This window comes from Desulfitobacterium sp. LBE, from assembly GCF_007830365.1.
In the GTDB taxonomy this organism is placed as follows: domain Bacteria; phylum Bacillota; class Desulfitobacteriia; order Desulfitobacteriales; family Desulfitobacteriaceae; genus Desulfitobacterium; species Desulfitobacterium hafniense.
This window is the reverse complement of record NZ_VLKD01000001.1, coordinates 2,351,443-2,367,745: the sequence shown is the minus strand read 5'-3', so window position 1 is coordinate 2,367,745 and position 16,303 is coordinate 2,351,443. Positions and strand designations below refer to the sequence as shown.

Annotated in this window: 14 protein-coding genes; 9 read left to right on the top strand and 5 right to left on the bottom strand. The window is 46.5% G+C overall.

Annotation, left to right across the window (positions count from 1 at the left end; all coding sequences use genetic code 11):
• Nucleotides 1–3 precede the first annotated feature (3 nt).
• Entirely contained in the window at nucleotides 4–1,596 is a 1,593-nt protein-coding gene (locus DESLBE_RS11210; protein WP_144676841.1) for a sigma-E factor regulatory protein RseB domain-containing protein, read from the bottom strand.
• On the bottom strand, nucleotides 1,596–2,105 hold the full coding sequence (locus tag DESLBE_RS11205; protein ID WP_144676839.1) for an RNA polymerase sigma factor: 510 nt from the start codon (nucleotides 2,103–2,105) through the stop codon (nucleotides 1,596–1,598). Before DESLBE_RS11205 ends, DESLBE_RS11210 begins: the two co-directional genes overlap by 1 nt.
• Before the next feature lie 141 nt (nucleotides 2,106–2,246).
• Here DESLBE_RS11205 and DESLBE_RS11200 point away from each other — a divergent pair, with 141 nt between their 5' ends.
• The 4 genes from DESLBE_RS11200 (at nucleotide 2,247) to DESLBE_RS11185 (ending at nucleotide 5,214) form a co-directional block, all read left to right on the top strand.
• On the top strand, nucleotides 2,247–2,768 hold the full coding sequence (locus DESLBE_RS11200) for an RNA polymerase sigma factor (RefSeq protein WP_005813613.1): 522 nt from the start codon (nucleotides 2,247–2,249) through the stop codon (nucleotides 2,766–2,768).
• Nucleotides 2,761–3,669: an RsiV family protein gene (locus DESLBE_RS11195; protein WP_144676837.1), complete on the top strand. Its 909-nt coding sequence runs from the start codon at nucleotides 2,761–2,763 to the stop codon at nucleotides 3,667–3,669. Before DESLBE_RS11200 ends, DESLBE_RS11195 begins: the two co-directional genes overlap by 8 nt.
• A gap of 190 nt (nucleotides 3,670–3,859) precedes the next feature.
• Entirely contained in the window at nucleotides 3,860–4,552 is a 693-nt protein-coding gene (locus DESLBE_RS11190; protein ID WP_144676835.1) for an ABC transporter ATP-binding protein, read from the top strand.
• The gene (locus DESLBE_RS11185; RefSeq protein ID WP_144676833.1) at nucleotides 4,549–5,214 is read left to right on the top strand and encodes a heme exporter protein CcmB; all 666 of its coding nucleotides are present in this window, start codon (nucleotides 4,549–4,551) and stop codon (nucleotides 5,212–5,214) included. The genes DESLBE_RS11190 and DESLBE_RS11185 overlap by 4 nt, the downstream gene beginning before the upstream one ends.
• A gap of 167 nt (nucleotides 5,215–5,381) precedes the next feature.
• On the opposite strand, the gene DESLBE_RS11180 is transcribed toward DESLBE_RS11185, so the two are convergent.
• Together DESLBE_RS11180 and DESLBE_RS11175 are read right to left on the bottom strand one after the other, a co-directional pair.
• The gene (locus DESLBE_RS11180) at nucleotides 5,382–5,762 is read right to left on the bottom strand and encodes an FMN-binding protein (protein WP_144676831.1); all 381 of its coding nucleotides are present in this window, start codon (nucleotides 5,760–5,762) and stop codon (nucleotides 5,382–5,384) included.
• A gap of 45 nt (nucleotides 5,763–5,807) precedes the next feature.
• Nucleotides 5,808–7,586 (bottom strand): FAD-dependent oxidoreductase, encoded by a 1,779-nt coding sequence (locus DESLBE_RS11175; protein ID WP_144676829.1) that lies wholly within the window; start codon nucleotides 7,584–7,586, stop codon nucleotides 5,808–5,810.
• 215 nt (nucleotides 7,587–7,801) lie between these two features.
• On the opposite strand from DESLBE_RS11175, the gene DESLBE_RS11170 reads away from it, so the two are divergent.
• On the top strand, nucleotides 7,802–8,698 hold the full coding sequence (locus DESLBE_RS11170; protein WP_243131291.1) for a LysR family transcriptional regulator: 897 nt from the start codon (nucleotides 7,802–7,804) through the stop codon (nucleotides 8,696–8,698).
• A gap of 289 nt (nucleotides 8,699–8,987) precedes the next feature.
• Here DESLBE_RS11170 and DESLBE_RS11165 read toward each other — a convergent pair whose 3' ends face one another.
• Nucleotides 8,988–11,021 (bottom strand): sigma 54-interacting transcriptional regulator, encoded by a 2,034-nt coding sequence (locus tag DESLBE_RS11165; RefSeq protein WP_144676824.1) that lies wholly within the window; start codon nucleotides 11,019–11,021, stop codon nucleotides 8,988–8,990.
• Between the two features lie 469 nt (nucleotides 11,022–11,490).
• On the opposite strand from DESLBE_RS11165, the gene DESLBE_RS11160 reads away from it, so the two are divergent.
• The 4 genes from DESLBE_RS11160 to DESLBE_RS11145 are packed head-to-tail and all read left to right on the top strand — an operon-like array spanning nucleotide 11,491 to nucleotide 16,204.
• On the top strand, nucleotides 11,491–12,021 hold the full coding sequence (locus DESLBE_RS11160; protein WP_144676822.1) for a hypothetical protein: 531 nt from the start codon (nucleotides 11,491–11,493) through the stop codon (nucleotides 12,019–12,021).
• Between the two features lie 16 nt (nucleotides 12,022–12,037).
• Nucleotides 12,038–14,722 (top strand): molybdopterin-dependent oxidoreductase, encoded by a 2,685-nt coding sequence (locus DESLBE_RS11155; protein ID WP_144676820.1) that lies wholly within the window; start codon nucleotides 12,038–12,040, stop codon nucleotides 14,720–14,722.
• 2 nt (nucleotides 14,723–14,724) lie between these two features.
• Nucleotides 14,725–15,300, top strand: a complete 576-nt coding sequence (locus DESLBE_RS11150) for a 4Fe-4S dicluster domain-containing protein (protein ID WP_202980545.1) — start codon at nucleotides 14,725–14,727, stop codon at nucleotides 15,298–15,300.
• Nucleotide 15,301: 1 nt separating this feature from the next.
• Nucleotides 15,302–16,204: a DmsC/YnfH family molybdoenzyme membrane anchor subunit gene (locus DESLBE_RS11145; RefSeq protein ID WP_172625418.1), complete on the top strand. Its 903-nt coding sequence runs from the start codon at nucleotides 15,302–15,304 to the stop codon at nucleotides 16,202–16,204.
• The last annotated feature ends 99 nt before the right edge of the window (nucleotides 16,205–16,303 follow it).

Below are 16,303 nucleotides of genomic sequence, written 5' to 3'. Positions count from 1 at the left end.
GAATCAGCGGGGGACATAGCCTGTGACGGTCCAAATACCTGTCTCATCCTGACGGATTAAGCGCTCCAGATAGACGGTTTTTACCGGACCTTCGGATACCTGAATGACAGCTTTTTGGCCATCATTATCAGTCAGCTGGAGGGCATTGTAGTCCAGAGGGGGTTCGCCGGTGATTCCTTCCGGGGAGATCTTCAGGGCGACGAAGGTAAAGGCCACTTGGCTGGGATCAAGTTGCCAGGGACTGCTTCCGGCATCTACTTGCTGTTGGCTGTTTTTTACCACTTCCCTGTCAATTTCCACAGGAATCACACCCTCTTGGGGAAGGGGGCCGACTTGCGGTGTAAAGTCGAGATTTGTGGAGAGCTGCTTTGCCAATTCTTCCACCCGTTCTCCTTGAACAAGGATTTCCAGATCAGCTTGCTGCCAGCGCAAGCTCTTGGGTAAGATTTCGAGAGGGCCATCTCCGGCTTTTCCCAGGGTGGCGAGGCGATCGGGGACGAAGGGTGTCGTGGCTTTTGTTTGCATGACGATGGTATCGCCAAAGTCAAAAACCAGACGATTTGCTGAAGCAAACATCCGCTGGGGAGTTTCAGCAAGCTGGACAGGATTGATGCCGCTGGCAGTGAGGGCTTCTGCCAAAGATGCCATAACTTTATCCGGGTTATTGTCGATCAGCTTATAATCCTGGGGGGGATGATAAGCAAAGATGTCAGCAGCCAGAGAGGTGTTGGTTTCGAGACTGACATAGGTGTAGGTGGTTTGCAGAGATTTTTGCATGGCGGTTTGCAGCTGTATGGGGAGATGGGTGTTTTGGTCAATCCATAACGAATAAGGGAGACCGCCGGGAGGTTGAATTTCAATACGGGTGGCAGCCCGTCCGGCGATAGTGTCGTCGCCAATGATTTGGTGGGGATAACGCAAAGCCTTGGCGGCTTCTTTTTGAAGATCAAAATCGTGGGGATCCAGGTAAACGGGGAGGAGGGTGATTTCTTTGGCAGCGGGGTTTGTGCTCCAACGGGTTTCCCCGTTGTTCACGGTAAGGAGTCCATCTTGTGTTTTTGTAGCATAGTTTTCACCGTCAGACCAGATTTCTGTGCGGATCAGAACTTGACGCTCACCGGCTTCATTGGTACTGACCTTTTCCAGGACGCCATGATAGTTTTGCAGCTGCTTCACGGACTCCTCCATGGCCATGACGATATTTTGCTTGGAGCCGGACCAGGGAGAGAAGAGGAGCAGGAAGACAAGGATGCTGGCGGCAAAGCCTGCCCAGGGGAAGAATTTTTTTGGCATTTTGAGAGAATTCCCTTCCTTTCTTAAAGTGTCTTTGGTGGTGGCGGGTATATTGGCGGTGGCGGGTGCATTGATAGTAGAGGGCGTTGCTGCCATGGGTTCAATTTTTTGCCAGAGGCTTGCCATGAATTCCTGGCTGGGTTCGGAAGCAAAAGTTTTAACCTTTTTGGCGAGTGAGTGGAGCCCCTGTTCATCTTCTATGGTATCATAGTCCTCAGGAAAACCGTTTTCATTTAAAATGTCGATATAATGGTCGAGAAGCTCTTCGGGTGTGGGATGGCCTTTAGGATGATCGGTATTCATCACAAGTCCCCTCCTTTCTGTTGATAAAGGTGGATGTAGGAGCGTAGGGTCTGTAAAGCTCTATACTGCAGCCCGCGAATGGAGCTTTCACTGCGTCCCATCAGGGTGGCGGTTTCCTTGCGGGAATAGCCCTGAATAATGCGGTACTCCAAAATCTGACGATAATCTGAGGGAAGCTGATTCATCAGTTCCTGAAGGGTGGCTCGGGTCAGCCACTCTTCTTCAAGGGAAGGATGCTCAGGCTCCGGGAGATGTTCAAGATGGCTTTGGGCTACTAATTTATGGCGGTAGCGATCGGTCATCAGATTGCGGGCAATCTGCTTGAGATAGGGATAAGGCGGGAGAGCGTCCGGAGCTTGCTTAAGACAGCGTAAGTAGGTTTCCTGAGTAATGTCTTCTGTTTCTTCTTTATTTTGTAGTTGGGAGTAAATAAAGCGATACAGCTTGGTTACGGTCTCTTGATACCAGGTCTCCATACTGGAGGCCGGGGGGCCAATTTTGGATTCCACATGTTCACCTCCTCAATAACTTAAACGAGACGGGAAAGGAAAAGGTCACGTTCTATTAAAACTTTTTTTATCTTCTCGGCGTCTCTATAGTAGAGAGAGAAAAACCTTCTCAGATGAAGTGCACTTCAAAAGGAGTCAGGTATGTTTGATCAGAAAGAGCTAACAAGGGAGATTGAGAGCTATCTCATCGCCAATCAGGAAACTATTTATAGGCTTGCCTACAGTTATGTTAAACATCCGGAGGACGCTTTGGATGTAGTTCAGGAATCGATCATAAAAGCTATTTCCTCTGTGAACACTTTAAGGGACTCTCAGGGTATGAAGTCCTGGGTGTATCGCATTGTCGTCAATACAGCTCTCGATTTCCTGCGTAAGCAAAAACGCTTGGTTGTAGTGGATTCTGAAACAATCAGTACATATATCGATGAACCTGCTGCCGGCTATGAGGAAGGCTCCGATCTGGATTTAGCTTCCGCTCTGGAGAAATTGCCTCCTGCTGAGCGCGGCCGCATCATTCTTCGGTATTATGAGGATCTCAAAATTGAGGAAGTAGCTTTGGTTTTACAGGAAAATGTGAACACCACAAAGTCCCGTCTCTATGCTACCCTCAAAAAACTTCGCGTGCAAATGGAAGAACCTATGGAGGAGATCAAACATGGATGATAAGCAACTTTCTCAACTAAAGGATGAGTATCATAAAATGCCGATCCCCAAGGAGCTGGAACAGGTTGTTCAGAAAGCGATCGAGGATGGCAAGAAAAAACAGCAAAGGAGTCGATTGATGATGGGTCGCAAGATTGTCGCAACAGCCGCCGCCGCCGTTGTGGTTTTTATAGGAGGAATTAATGTAAGTCCCACCATGGCCAGTGTCATAGCCGATGTGCCGGGAATGAAAAATATAGTCGAAGTGCTTACTTTTCGGGATTATCAGTATGATGATGGGTGGCACCAAGCCAATATCGAAGTCCCCGCCATCAGCGGGTTGGAGGAAAGCGGACTGGGCCAGGCTTTAAACCAGAAGTATTTAGAGGAAAACAAAAAACTCTATGAGGACTTTATGGCTGATGTCGAAGAAATGAAGGCCCTGGGCGATGGACATTTGGGAGTCGACAGCGGTTATGAAATCAAGACGGATAATGAGCGGTTATTAGCCATTGGGCGTTATGTAGTCAACACTGTAGGGTCCTCTTCCACTGTATTTAAGTATGACACCATTGACAAGGTGAATCAGGTCCTGATTACCCTGCCCAGCTTATTTAAAGATGACAGCTATGTTCAGGTGATCAGTGACTATATCGTGAATGAGATGAAAGCGAAGATGAAAGCCGATTCTAATTTAATGTACTGGGTTGTTACGGATGAGAATAAGGACGAAGAAAACTATTTTGAGCCCTTTACCCAGATTAAGCCGGAGCAAAGTTTCTATATTAATTCCGATTACAAGCTGGTGATTTCTTTTGATAAGTATGAAGTGGGGCCTGGGGTTATGGGAATGCAGGAGTTCGTCATCCCCACTGAGGTCATAGCTGATCTGCTGGTCAGTGATGAATATGTTAAACCCTGATCAGGGTAGGTCAGGATCAGAATAAACCAAGCTTTTGTTAGAATGATGACTATGTAAAAAATATGGGAAACCCGGCCTATTGAGTTTTGCCGGGTTTCTCTTTTTGTTCAAGCGGAGAGATGTGTAGTATACTTATAAAGAATACGCGCTGGGCCTGCATTGTTTAAGGACCACAACGTGGAGGGCTGATATGATACTTTTGGAAAACGTATGTAAGGAATTTGATACAGGTTTCTCATTGCAGAATATAACCCTTAAGGTGAGCCGCGGTGAAAAAATTCTTGTTTTTGGTCCTAACGGAGCAGGGAAGACCACTTTTCTTAAAATTCTGGCCTGCCTGATCACCCCGTCTTCGGGAACGATCAAGATCATGGGGTATCCACCAGCCATGCGCACAAAACTATTGGGCAGTATCGGTTTTGCCCCCCAATCAGGTCATTTATATGAATCTTTGACCATAAAGCAGAACCTCGAATTTTATGGAAAAATGTACAGTATCGATCAGCCGGAATTGGCGGAAAGAATCCATGAGCTGCTGGTTCAGTTTAATCTGAACATGAAACTGGACAGTAAAGTCTCACAGTTATCGAAAGGGATGAGACAACGGCTGCTCATCATCAAGGCTTTGCTCCATAAACCACAGCTCTTGCTCCTTGATGAACCCTACTCAGGGCTGGATTTGGAATCCTCCGAATATCTATCCCGTTTTTTAAGTTCGGTGGAAGATAAGACCATGGTGACGGCTACCCATGATTTTAATACGGAGATTGAGAAAGGACAAAGGGTTATCATTTTTAACCAAGGCGCCATAGTATTTGATGAACCTTGGCAAGACAGTATAGCGACCTTTAAAGAGTTCTATCGGTGGAAGGTGGGGCAATGATCAGACAAGCTTTAGCATTGGCTTATAAAGATCTTCAGATTGAAGCAGGGAAAAAGAAGCTGTTTACTTCCCTGGTTTTTCTATCCTTCACCTTGATTTTTCTTGCCAGTCTTGTTTCGGCGAAGGTCCCCGGCTCTAAACCAGAGATGGCTGCCCTGACTCTTTGGCTGATTCTTGTTTATCTGCTCTTTCAGACGCTTAACAGATCCCTGGCTATGGAGGATGAAGCAGGCTGTTGGGACGCGCTGTTCCTCTGTCCGGTTTCGCCCCGAGTCATCTTTTTAGGCAAATTTATGTATAACTTGCTTTTGGTCATCAGCGTAGAGCTCATCACCTTTCCCTTCATCATTTTATTTTTTAACCTTCCTATGGCCATGATCCAGATCTTAGTGCCGGCACTTTTGGCTTCGGTAGGCTTTGTAGCCATTGGTTTGTTGGTTTCTTTATTTTCCCTTAAAAGTCAGGGGCGGGAGTTATTGGCCAATGTGGTCTCACTCCCTTTATTCCTGCCGGCCCTGTTCATCGGTCTCAGTATGACGGTGGATATAGCTAAGGGAATGAGCCTGCCCGATGTTTGGCCTCAAGTCCTCTTTCTGTTCCTGTATGATGTTTTCTTTTTAGCAGCTTCCTACCTGGGTTTTGATACCAACTATATGGATTGAACTCATAGGCAGGCAGATCTTAGTACGTAGGTGCCATGAGGTATGCAAAATGGTGAACAAGAGCATAATTTCTCGTTCACCATTTTCTTATATCCTAGATTAGTAGAGGTGGTCATGTGTGCTTTTATCGGCACAGCATGACCACTTTTATTCCAGGACAAGGCAGCTTATTTTGCTTTCGTCAAAGCGTCATTTACAGCTTCTTTAAGGGCAGCGGAGGATACCGATGCTCCAGAAACCCCGTCAACCTCTGTGGATTGGGCTTCAACGATTTTTCCGGGGAGCTGTTCGACGGCCAGTGACCCAATGCCCTCGGTTTCACCGTGGGAAGTCACCTTGACATCAGTAATCTTGCCGTCTACTATTTCGACGACAACGGCAATCTCCCCATGGATTCCGTTGGGGCTGACCCCTTCATAAGTGCCATCCTTATAGCCGTTTGCCGTACCGCTTCCAGCACCGCTGTCGGCACTGCATCCTGCTATGGATGCCAGACAAGTAACGCTTAAAACTATTGCCGCAAGCTTTTTTACGATTAGTTTTTTCATTTTAAAGTTCTTCCTTTAATTTAAATTTGATTTTCCGGTTTCCAATCAGCTTTCGTAAATGGATCCCGTGACGGCGTGCAAGGCCGCCAGACGTGCGAAGCAGGTGGTTCTGCCATGGGCCAATCCGCCGTAATATTCGGGATAGCTGTTGGCAAAGAAACCGCCGCTGTCATTGCCTGTGATATACAATCCTTCTATGGGATCGCCTTGCTCATTGATGGCTTGCAGATTCGTATTAACCTTGATTCCGTTAAAAGTGCACAATAACCAGCTGCCTACGGCAATACCGTAGAAGGGGGCCTTGGCTACAGGCCGGACTTTCGCCGGACTCTTGCCGAAATCTGTATCGAAGCCGTTTTCCGCGTTTTGGTTATAACGCTTAACCGTCTCCGCAAAAGCACCGGCGGGAATGCCAAGCTGGCTTGCCAAATCCTCCAGAGTATCTGCTTTTTTCAATTTGCCGCTTTTTAAAGCCGCCGCCATAAAAGCGCCGTCAAATTCCTCTTTGCTCTTAGCGGGAAATACTCCGGGCAGTACTTCAGAATTACGCGCCCCTTTGGCCGCCACGACCCGCGAGCAAATTGTGGTATGAAAGGCCTGGACATCATCCCAATAGTTGGAATCAAAAATCTGGAACCAGAATTTTCCGGGCTGGCTGACGCCGCCATAAATCTGAAAATCATAAGGACCGTCTTCATTCATAAAACGCTCCCCCCGGGTATTAACTTTCAGCCAAGGCTGGCTTCCCGGCCACCAGATATCATTCAAGCCACTGGTAAACGGTTCGCCAACATGATGATCCAAATCAATTGCCGCCCGATTAAAGGCATTCCCGCATTGATTGCGGTCAATTGCGGCACCGGCCCAAAGCGCCATCTTGATGCCGTCGCCATTGTGTCCGTCGCCCCCCAGATTATTGGCAACAAAATCTTTACCGCGAAAACGCAAGGCATCCATCATCGCTGTATTGCCTGAATAGCCGCCGGTGGAGAGAATAACTCCTTTGGCCGCATTGATTTGGATATAAGCCTTGTCGCTTTTGCGCTGTACAATAATTCCGGTCACTTTGCCGCTGCTATCCTGAACCAATTGCTGGGCGGTATGCTCGAAAAGTTTTTTCACTCCCATTTCCTCGGCATATTCCACCCAGGCAGGATTGGCTAATTGGGACCCCATCTGATTGGGACCGAGTTCTACGAATTCGCCTTTATAAACTGTATGTGTCACAGGAAGCACTGTATAGACATTGCTCTTGTAGGTGTCCGTCTCCAGAAACATATGAATACCTTTGGCTTCCATCTTATCAACAAACCAATCCATGGTTCTGCCGGAATGATCCGCCCATAGCTTAACCAAACGCTGATCGACTTCATAGCTGGCATAGCGGCAGATATCGTTGACAATCTTATTCTTTTCTTCTTCAGTATAGGATACGCCGAATTTTTCCTTGGCCACTTTGGAGTTCAGAGCGGCAATTTCACCGGCCCAGGTAATGGTTCCGGCATTTTGTTCAACCCAGGCGACTTTTCCACCCAGATCGGCAGCACTGACAGCCGCTATACAACCGCCGTTTCCTGCACCGACGACCACTACATCCACATCGATTTTTTCGGCAATGTCCGTAATAGGAGCCGGTTTTTGGAAATAGGCTTCATCATACCATTTGGTGCTTTTGGCAGGGGTGTTAGTTGCACTGTTATCGGCGGGGGCAGCGGGAGTATTAGACGTGCCTGCACTGGAGCAGCCTCCGAGAATACCGGTCATAGCGACACCTGCGGCCGTAAACGTTGCCCCTTTAAGAAAATCTCTTCTCGTAAAACTCATGAATTAAATGCCTCCTTATAGTATTTATTTCACAACCTTCTGTGAATAAGTTATCATATCCAGAGATGCAATGGTTTTTGGAATAACCAATAAGGTTATAGATAAAAAATATAATAATCTCTTTCAAAGCGGATTTAATTGACAATACTGGTTGGTTGGCTTACTATTAATTTCACAAGATACCTCTGAAAAATAATTCGAATAAGGTGAGGCTAGTGGATTTATTTGATTTGAAGTGCTTTTTAAGTGTTGCCAAACATTTAAATCTTTCCCTTGCTGCGAAAGAGATGTTTATCTCACAACCTTCTATGAGTATTAAAATCAATGGCATTGAAGAAGACTTCGGAGTTAAATTGCTCAATCGGACTCGCCATAAAGTGGAGTTAACACCTGCGGGAGAATCTGCCCAAAAAGACTTTGCTAATCTTCTTGAGTATTATGAGAAGGCTAAAATTGAAGCTAAAAAAATCAGCGAATCCAGAAATAATCATTTATATATCGGCTACCATGGCCCTACTGAATGGGCTAATATCCATGAATTGGTTCAAGCGTTTCATAAAAAGTTTTCCTATATCGAGATCGATATGGTCGTGGCAACTTGGGGGGCCTTAACCCATGATTTAGTCAATGGCAGGCTGGATGTTATGTTTAACGAACAGTCGGAAGTTGACGATATTCCGGTACTTGATAGCGTATTTTTGTTTCGCGATTATGCGGCAATAGCCGTTTCTAAGTCCAGCCCATTAGCTCAATACGCTCAAATCAAACCTGAATGCTTAAAAAAAGAAAAAATTATCATGAGTAATAATAAAAATGCCGTGAGAAGTTTGAGGCAAATCAACGAACGGCTGAGTCAGGCCGGGTTTGATATGGAAAACGCCAGACTGGTTGATCATTATGATACGACTATTGCCATGGCCTCTGCAGGTATGGGAATTGCGCCTATTCCAAGGTCGTTCAAAATTGCTGGTCATCAGTCGGTAACTTATGTGGATATTGACAGCGACAAAGTCTATGAAGATTTTGTCTTGGCATGGCACAACAACAATAAAAATCCTTCCATCCATTTGTTTAAAAACTTTTGTAAGCAGCATGAGTGGCAAGTACACTGAAAATATTGAAACTACTGATATAATCGGGTAAGGATCTGGCGCGAAGCGTTTATGGCAAACGTGGGGCGGCAGGTCCTTTTCATTTATTCATGTACCCAGGGTTTGGCATCCATGGCTTATTGGCAATTAGTTGAAAAGAGGGCATAAAAATTAGACCTCTTGCGAAGTCTAAGAAATTCTTCTTTAATCATCCTTAGTATACTTTTTCGGGATGTGGTCTAGTACGCGCGCATATCTCCGGGCCCTGCCTGTGTCTGGGTGACTATACGTCGTGGCTTAAATTAAGAAATCAAATAGTGCTAATATGGTACTTTTTTAGCTTTTGGTACAGTGTTGTACGATTTATCCCTAAGAAGCGAGCGGCTTTGCTTACATTATGCCCCGTCCTGAACATAACGTCACGTATAGCCGTTTCTTCCATTTCATCAAGAGTCTTTGGCTCAAACGTTTCATTAACGTCATAAGATTGAGAGAGGATCTCGGGAGGAAGGTCCTCTACTTTAATCACACCATCTTCAGCCAAAGTTAAGGCTGTGCCGATACAGTTATGCAATTCACGAATGTTGCCAGGCCACTCATAGGAGATGAGGGCCTTTTCAACGTCCGGTTCTATGGTTGGTATGGGCAGATTATACTCCTGACATTGTTTGTGGATAAAATAATGGGCCAAGACAAGGATGTCATTTCTCCGTTCCTTTAAAGAAGGAATTAATAATTTCAGGCTTGAGAGCCGATAATATAAATCTTCCCGGAACAGGTTTCTAGAAATCAGATCAGGGATATCTTTATTGGTAGCAGCGATGACCCGGAAATTGGTGGGAACATACTGATTACCTCCTATACGCATGACCTGCTTGTTTTCAAGTGCTCTCAGCAGAATCGGTTGAAAACCCAGCGGCATATCACCGATTTCGTCTAAAAACAAAGTGCCTCCGTCGGCCAGTTCCAGTTTGCCTGCCCGCCCTTTGCGGTCGGCTCCGGTAAAACTACCTCCCTCATACCCGAAAAATTCACTTTCAACCAGTCCTCTGGGAAGGGAAGCACAGTTAATGCTAATGAAAGGGCCTTGAGATCGGCTGGCATTATGAATAGCCTGGGCAAACAACTCTTTGCCTGTTCCGCTTCGCCCGAACAATATAATGTTGCGGGAAGTTGAAGCAAATTTCTGAGCAAGTTGCTTGGTTCTGGCAAGTTCAGGGCTTTCGCCGGCAATATCTGAAAAAGTATAAATAGCAGAGAGGTTTTCTGAATTATTGGGTTTAGAGGATTTAAGTTGCTTAAACCGTATGATCGCTTCATTATCATTAACCGGTACCACTCGCATTACGCAATCTATTGGATTGCCATTGCTAAATAGTTGGATTGGAAAATCAGGTGTTGACTTATTGCTTTTAAGTGCATCGATCAAACGTAGTTCATTTCCGGTTACCGCTATAATATTTGTTCCTTTAAGCTGTTTGATGGTGGCCTGCAATAGTTTTTCGGCACCTATGTTAATATGCAGGAATTCTCCCTTCCTGTTCACCGCTACTAAACAGGCATCGGTTAACGAACGGATGATCTCAAATAGTAGATAGTTCTGTGTTTGACTTGGGGATGTTTTCGGATTATCTTCTAATCCCTTCAGCGAATTTTCGATTTTCTGGACTAAGGAAAACTGAAAGGCAATCATTCCGCTTAACATTTCCCTGCTTGTTAGATAAAGATCATTATCACGATTATAGGTAAAGGTTAAGACACCGGCCAGGGTTCCGTTCTCATAATGAATCGGCACGGAGACTGAGGCACTTACATCCTGGATAGTCCAATTAAAATTTTCCGGAGCGACCAGAAATGTGGGCGTATCATGGTAAATGCACAGAGAATGGCTGCTTGTTCCGATGGATTCCTCAGAGACGTCCAGACCGGGAACGACGGAGCTGAATGTTTTTCCTCCGTTAACCGGCAATAATGTGATCCCTTTATCATCAAACAAAAAAGCACTGAAGTCTGAATGGCGAGTTACAAAGGATAAATCCTTGAGTAAAATCTCTTTTGCAACACTTAATAAGGTTCCACTGTTCTTCAGAACACGTTTCCATGTTGAAGGCTTGACTCTCTTGGATGAAAGATCAATATCTTGAGTAATACCATAGCTGCGGGAGCGTATCCATGACTCAGCGATTTCCTCACGAACAAAATTGCACTCTCGAGGGTCTTCGTTATAAGCGAGAAATCGGTCCAACGTACGCGCAATCTTCTCCCGTACGGGATACATTGAGTCTAATACGGAGGTAAGAGTTTCTATCTGGTTTTCATCAATAGTTCTGCCGACCGAGTTCATGGAATCGCCCCCCTTCACTGCTTAGTGTTTGTCTTCACAATATATATTTTAATACCCTTCAAGGGAGTTTTCAATCCCGAGTGTCGGGAATATAGACAGTATTTTCATAAAACACGGGCTTTTGTTTAATTATTCAACACTAGCTAATAATCTTTTGGGTGTTTTCTCGCTCACATAAAGGTGTTTAAGGATTTTCTATGGGTGAAGTACTATGGAAGTCTTTCATAGTAAGGCTCTCCGGTTGGAAGCTGATTTAAGAATTCATTTGGCATGTAACTTGCATTATTAGGGTGTGATACGAGTTAAAGGAGATTCTGAGGTAGCATAAGCAGGGTTAGCGCTACAAACATGTACCCTGTGGTTACCTTAGTAAGCTCTTACGACTTGTTTCGCGTAATATTGCTTAGCATTGTGTAGATCATCAGACAAGGTAAGCTTCATCTGTCTAGGTGGAAGGAGGGGAAATAATGTGACGGCAAAGATTTTGCGAAGACTGTCGGCAGAACCGGCTTATAGTGCCATTCTCTACAAAATCCTGGTATATTGCACTCCTGCCCGCTTAAGCAGCGATGTTGAGAGAACAATTCTCTCCTTTCCAGAGATGAAAGGAGGATTGCAATCACCTCTGACGCTTCTAGGATGGCTGGAGGAGGCAGGCGGTATCGAGCAAATTCCTGTCAATGAACAGGAATCGATGTGGAGTACCACAATGGCCGGACGCAGCGTTGTTGAGACAGAGAGTTATGAAAATCGTCTGGTACGGTTGCTCGACCAAGAAACACACTATGGAGATATTTACTGGCAAGTCCTCAAAGCGTGTTTATCCCCAAAGTCCAGAATCGAGATTGAGTCAATACTCAGCGGAACCCCAGTTCTTGAGAATTCTGGAATATTGCCGAGTTTTTTCATCGAGTCCCTGGAAAAAGCCGGTGGTCTCAGCTGGGATAAAAAATGGATAACAACGGAGGCAGGGAAGGACTTATTGAAGATTGCTCATTAAAAGAGGAGGGAAATCATTGGAACGACTTGTATTAAATCGAAGAAATTTTCTCAAATCAACAGCCATAACCGGAGCCGCGGCAGCCTTCGGTGGGCCGTTGTTTGCTGCGGCATTAGCAAATGATCCCGCCAAAGCTGCAGAAGCGTCGACGACAAAGATTGTCAAGACCAATTGCCGGGCTTGTATTGCTAACTGTGGCGTTTTGGCCCATGTCAAAGATGGTCGTGTCATCAAGATCGAAGGCAATCCCGAGTATCCCATGAGCTATGGAACACTGTGCGCTAAAGGACTTTCAGGCATACAAGCCCTCTATCACCCCAATCGTAATAAGTATCCCATGCTGCGCGTGGGTGCCCGTGGTGAAAACAAGTGGAAACGCATTTCCTGGGATGAGGCGCTGGATATTATCGCCCAAAAACTGATGGAAGCCCGTGAAAAGTACGGAGCGGAAAGTTTGCTTTGTTCCACAGGCGGCGGCGGCAATCCGGAATTTTGGAGCATTACACGATTCTGCAGCGCTTTTGGTACGCCCAACTGGTTCGAACCCGGTTGTGCCCAGTGCTATCTGCCACGCACATTAACTGCGGCAATGATGTATGGGGGTCCCGATACCAGCATCGCCGACTCCAATTGTCTGGAGATTTACGACCTTGATGATACGGCAATCAAGACTCTGGTCATGTGGGGTACGGCTCCTTCGAATTCCTGCCCTGCCGGTGGCGGAAATGCCGTAAACGAACTGCGTGCCCGTGGAGTCCGCACCGTTGTCATTGATCCGCGTTTTACACCGGATGCCGCCAAAGCCGATGTCTGGCTGCCGATCCGGCCGGGAAGCGATGTGGCCCTTATGCTGGCTTGGACCCGTTATATTATTGAAGAAAAACTCTACGATATGGATTTCGTCATGAAGTGGACGAACCTGCCCTATCTTGTGAATGTTAAAACAAAAATGCTGGTACGTGCCGGTGAAGCACCTGCCCCAGGAACCCCCGAAACCTTTATGGTCTGGGATACGAAGACCAATTCAGCCCAGCCTCTGGCCTACCCCTGGAACGATAGCCTTGCTCCTGCCCTTGAAGGCACCTACATGGTGAATGGTGAAGAGTGCAAGACAGGATTTCAGCTCCTTAAAGAACGGTGCGCACCCTTCACCCTTGAGAAGGCTGCCGAGACCTGTTGGCTTGATGCTGATAAAATCGAAGAAGCCATCAGGCTTTATGCCCTCAATTCCCCTGCTGGACTCAGCTTAGGGGTTGCCACCGACCAATATCCCAACTCGGTACAGGCGGCCATGGCCATCACCGTACTCAATACATTGATGGGCAATGTAGAAAAACCCGGTGTACTGATGCAGCGCTTTAAATCCAGCGGTATTGCGCCGATCTTTACCTACATTGTTCCGCCGGCCATCAACCTGATTCCCGAAGAGCAATTTAAAAAGCGTCTGGGTACTATCGAGCACAAGGGGCTTCTTCAATGGACAGCCGCTCAGCCAACCGCCATTCTCGAGGCAATTCTAACCGGCAAACCCTACAAACCACGGATATGGATCGAACGCTCCGGCAATAAGATGGCGGCTGTAGCCAACGCAGCTAGATGGAAAGAAGGCATTGACCAGATGGATTTTATTGTCCATGTGTTCTTGTACCCCACATCGTTTTCTGCGTATGCCGATATCCTAATTCCGGCAGCAGAATGGTTGGAAACCAATATGCCGGTAGAGTCTCTTAATATGGTCTTCGCCCGCCAGGCTGTTACCCATTTGTGGGAGACAATGGACGAGACGTTGTTCTGGTCTAAGCTGGCCAAACGCTGCGCAGATCTGGGACACGAAAATTGCCAGAAAGCGTTTGATCCTGAATTTATGGGAGCAGATTTACCTTATTGGGATTCTATGGAGGAACTTCTCGATATCTTCACTACCTCCGCAGTCAAAATGACTTGGAAGGAGTTTACCGAAAAAGCTCCTTTCGAGTATATGACTAAAAAGGACTGGAAAGAGTATTACGTTTATAAGAAAATTGATCCGGCAACGGGCCAACCGGTTGGATTCCCTACACCCTCCAAGAAGATCGAACTCTATGGTGAAGGTTTTATCACTTTAGGAAGAACCGGAGCCCCCTTTGCCCCCTATCCGTTGCCACCGGCTTCTAAGGACTACGATCCCTTGCCTTATTTCATGGAACCGGCTGAAAGCCCCCTTCCAGGCAGTGAACTCGCTAAGGAGTTCCCTATGGTTATGACCAATGGTAGATTACCCTACTTCCATCACAATACCTTGAAAAATATTCCCTGGCTAAGGGAAATTTACCCTGTCCCCGAGCTTTGGATTCACCCGGAAGCTGCACAAAAATACGGCGTTTCCCACGGGGATTGGGTCTGGGTCGAGTCCAAGAGAGGTAAAACCAAAGGAAAAGCCAACGTGACCGAAGGGATTAACCCCGGTGTGGTCTATATGGAACGTTTCTGGTTCCCTGAAACATTAGATAGTGAGACTCACGGATGGCAGGAAATGAACGTCAATTTACTAAGCAAAGATGATGCACCTTTCAATGATGTGGTCGGTACCTACACGCTGCGAGGCTATCTCGTGAAGGTCTCCAAAGCAGATGGTCCACCGAAAGGGGTCTGGTTGAAACCGGAGGACTTCAAGCCCTGGCTTCCTCAACCCTCTGAGCCTACAAAAAATGTGGAGGTGTAATCATGCATAAAACTTTGGTCGTTGACTTGGATCGTTGCATCGGCTGTAAGTCGTGCGAGGTGGCATGCAAGCAGGAAAACGGGGTTGCTCTGGGGTCGTACTGGAATAAAGTAAAACAGATAGGTCCGAGAGGTAAGTTTCCGGATATCCAGATGCACTTCCTTCCGGTGATGTGCCAGCAGTGTATCAGTCCGGAATGTGTCAAGGTCTGTCCCACGGGCGCATCCTATATAAATGAAGAGAATATTATCCTGATCGATAAGGAAAAATGTATCGGCTGCCGCTACTGCATCATGGCCTGTCCTTATGAAGCCCGAACCTTCAATGAAGAACAAAAAGTTGTAGAGAAATGCACACTTTGCGTTCATTTACTGGCTATTGGCGAGAATCCCGCTTGCGTCAAGAATTGTGTGGGTAAGGCGCGTTTTTTTGGAGACATAGACGATCCGAACAGTGATGCAACGAAGGCGCTCAAAAAAGCCGGCAGCGATAGTGTGCATAGTATGCCGGATGTGGGGAACCAGCCTTCCTCCCGGTACATCATGCATCGCAAAACGGCTGTATGGAAGGAGAGCTAACATGAGTATTGAATGGACATTGATTGCCTTTACGGTTTTCGTTGGCCTGGGCTGCGGAACCTTTGTCAGCTCCGTCATCATGACCGAATGGGTTGGCATGGCAAAGCAAGTAAGAGTAACAAGTTCGATCGTAGCCCTGGTAGCGTTGGCTATCGGCGGTTTCTCCAGCGTCCTGCATCTTGGTCATCCGGAAAGAATATTTGGTGCGCTGGGACATCCAACTTCCGGAATTTTTATGGAGTCGACGATGTTAGGCTTGGTCGCTCTGGACATAATTATTTACCTGGTAGCTATGAGAAGAAACGCATCGAACAGTACACTCAAGCTTATTTCCACCGTAGGTACTATACCTGCGATCATATTGGCCTTTGCTGTCGGCTACACCTATGTATTAGCTGCCCGGCCCGCTTGGAATACCCTCATCTTACCTTTTATTTATCTGGCCTCTGCAGGTGTGATGGGGTGCTTTAGCCTCGGTGTGTTGATCGCGCGTACCAATAACGCAAACTCAACCCTTACGACAACAGCGGAAGAATCTGCTGCCACAAATGAGAATTCATCTGCAGCGGCAAAGATAAAACGAGCAATGATCATCAGCCTTACAATCCATGCGGTGCTGATCATTGCCTACCTGGTTCATCTGGCAGTTGCTCCTTATCCGGACTTCACCCGCTCAGCCGCACGGGTCTTGACCGGCGATCTGGCACTCCTATTCTGGGGTGGATTGGTACTCCTGGGATTATTGATTCCAGTCGCACTAATATCTCCATTCAACAAAAAGAAAGCACATCTTACAACGCCCTTTGCTTCTTTAGCACTCGGTTTCGCCTGCATTTTGATTTCCAGTGCAGTCTTCCGTGGCTTGATGTTTTCTCTCGGTAGCAGCGTCAAACAATTCCTGTAAGAAGAAAGTCACATTATTTACTCAATGGGGTAACGGGGAAGAAATCTCATATTCTTCCCCGTTACCATAAAGTTTAAGATTAGAAATGGAGGAAAAAGA

Bases quoted from the DNA above. Each gene is read 5' to 3' on its own strand.
- DESLBE_RS11185 (WP_144676833.1), top strand. From the start codon at position 4,549: ATGATCAGACAAGCTTTAGCATTGGCTTATAAAGATCTTCAGATTGAA.
- DESLBE_RS11190 (WP_144676835.1), top strand. From the start codon at position 3,860: ATGATACTTTTGGAAAACGTATGTAAGGAATTTGATACAGGTTTCTCA.
- DESLBE_RS11145 (WP_172625418.1), top strand. From the start codon at position 15,302: ATGAGTATTGAATGGACATTGATTGCCTTTACGGTTTTCGTTGGCCTG.
- DESLBE_RS11150 (WP_202980545.1), top strand. From the start codon at position 14,725: ATGCATAAAACTTTGGTCGTTGACTTGGATCGTTGCATCGGCTGTAAG.
- DESLBE_RS11195 (WP_144676837.1), top strand. From the start codon at position 2,761: ATGGATGATAAGCAACTTTCTCAACTAAAGGATGAGTATCATAAAATG.
- DESLBE_RS11180 (WP_144676831.1), bottom strand. From the start codon at position 5,762: ATGAAAAAACTAATCGTAAAAAAGCTTGCGGCAATAGTTTTAAGCGTT.
- DESLBE_RS11165 (WP_144676824.1), bottom strand. From the start codon at position 11,021: ATGAACTCGGTCGGCAGAACTATTGATGAAAACCAGATAGAAACTCTT.
- DESLBE_RS11210 (WP_144676841.1), bottom strand. From the start codon at position 1,596: ATGAATACCGATCATCCTAAAGGCCATCCCACACCCGAAGAGCTTCTC.
- DESLBE_RS11200 (WP_005813613.1), top strand. From the start codon at position 2,247: ATGTTTGATCAGAAAGAGCTAACAAGGGAGATTGAGAGCTATCTCATC.
- DESLBE_RS11175 (WP_144676829.1), bottom strand. From the start codon at position 7,586: ATGAGTTTTACGAGAAGAGATTTTCTTAAAGGGGCAACGTTTACGGCC.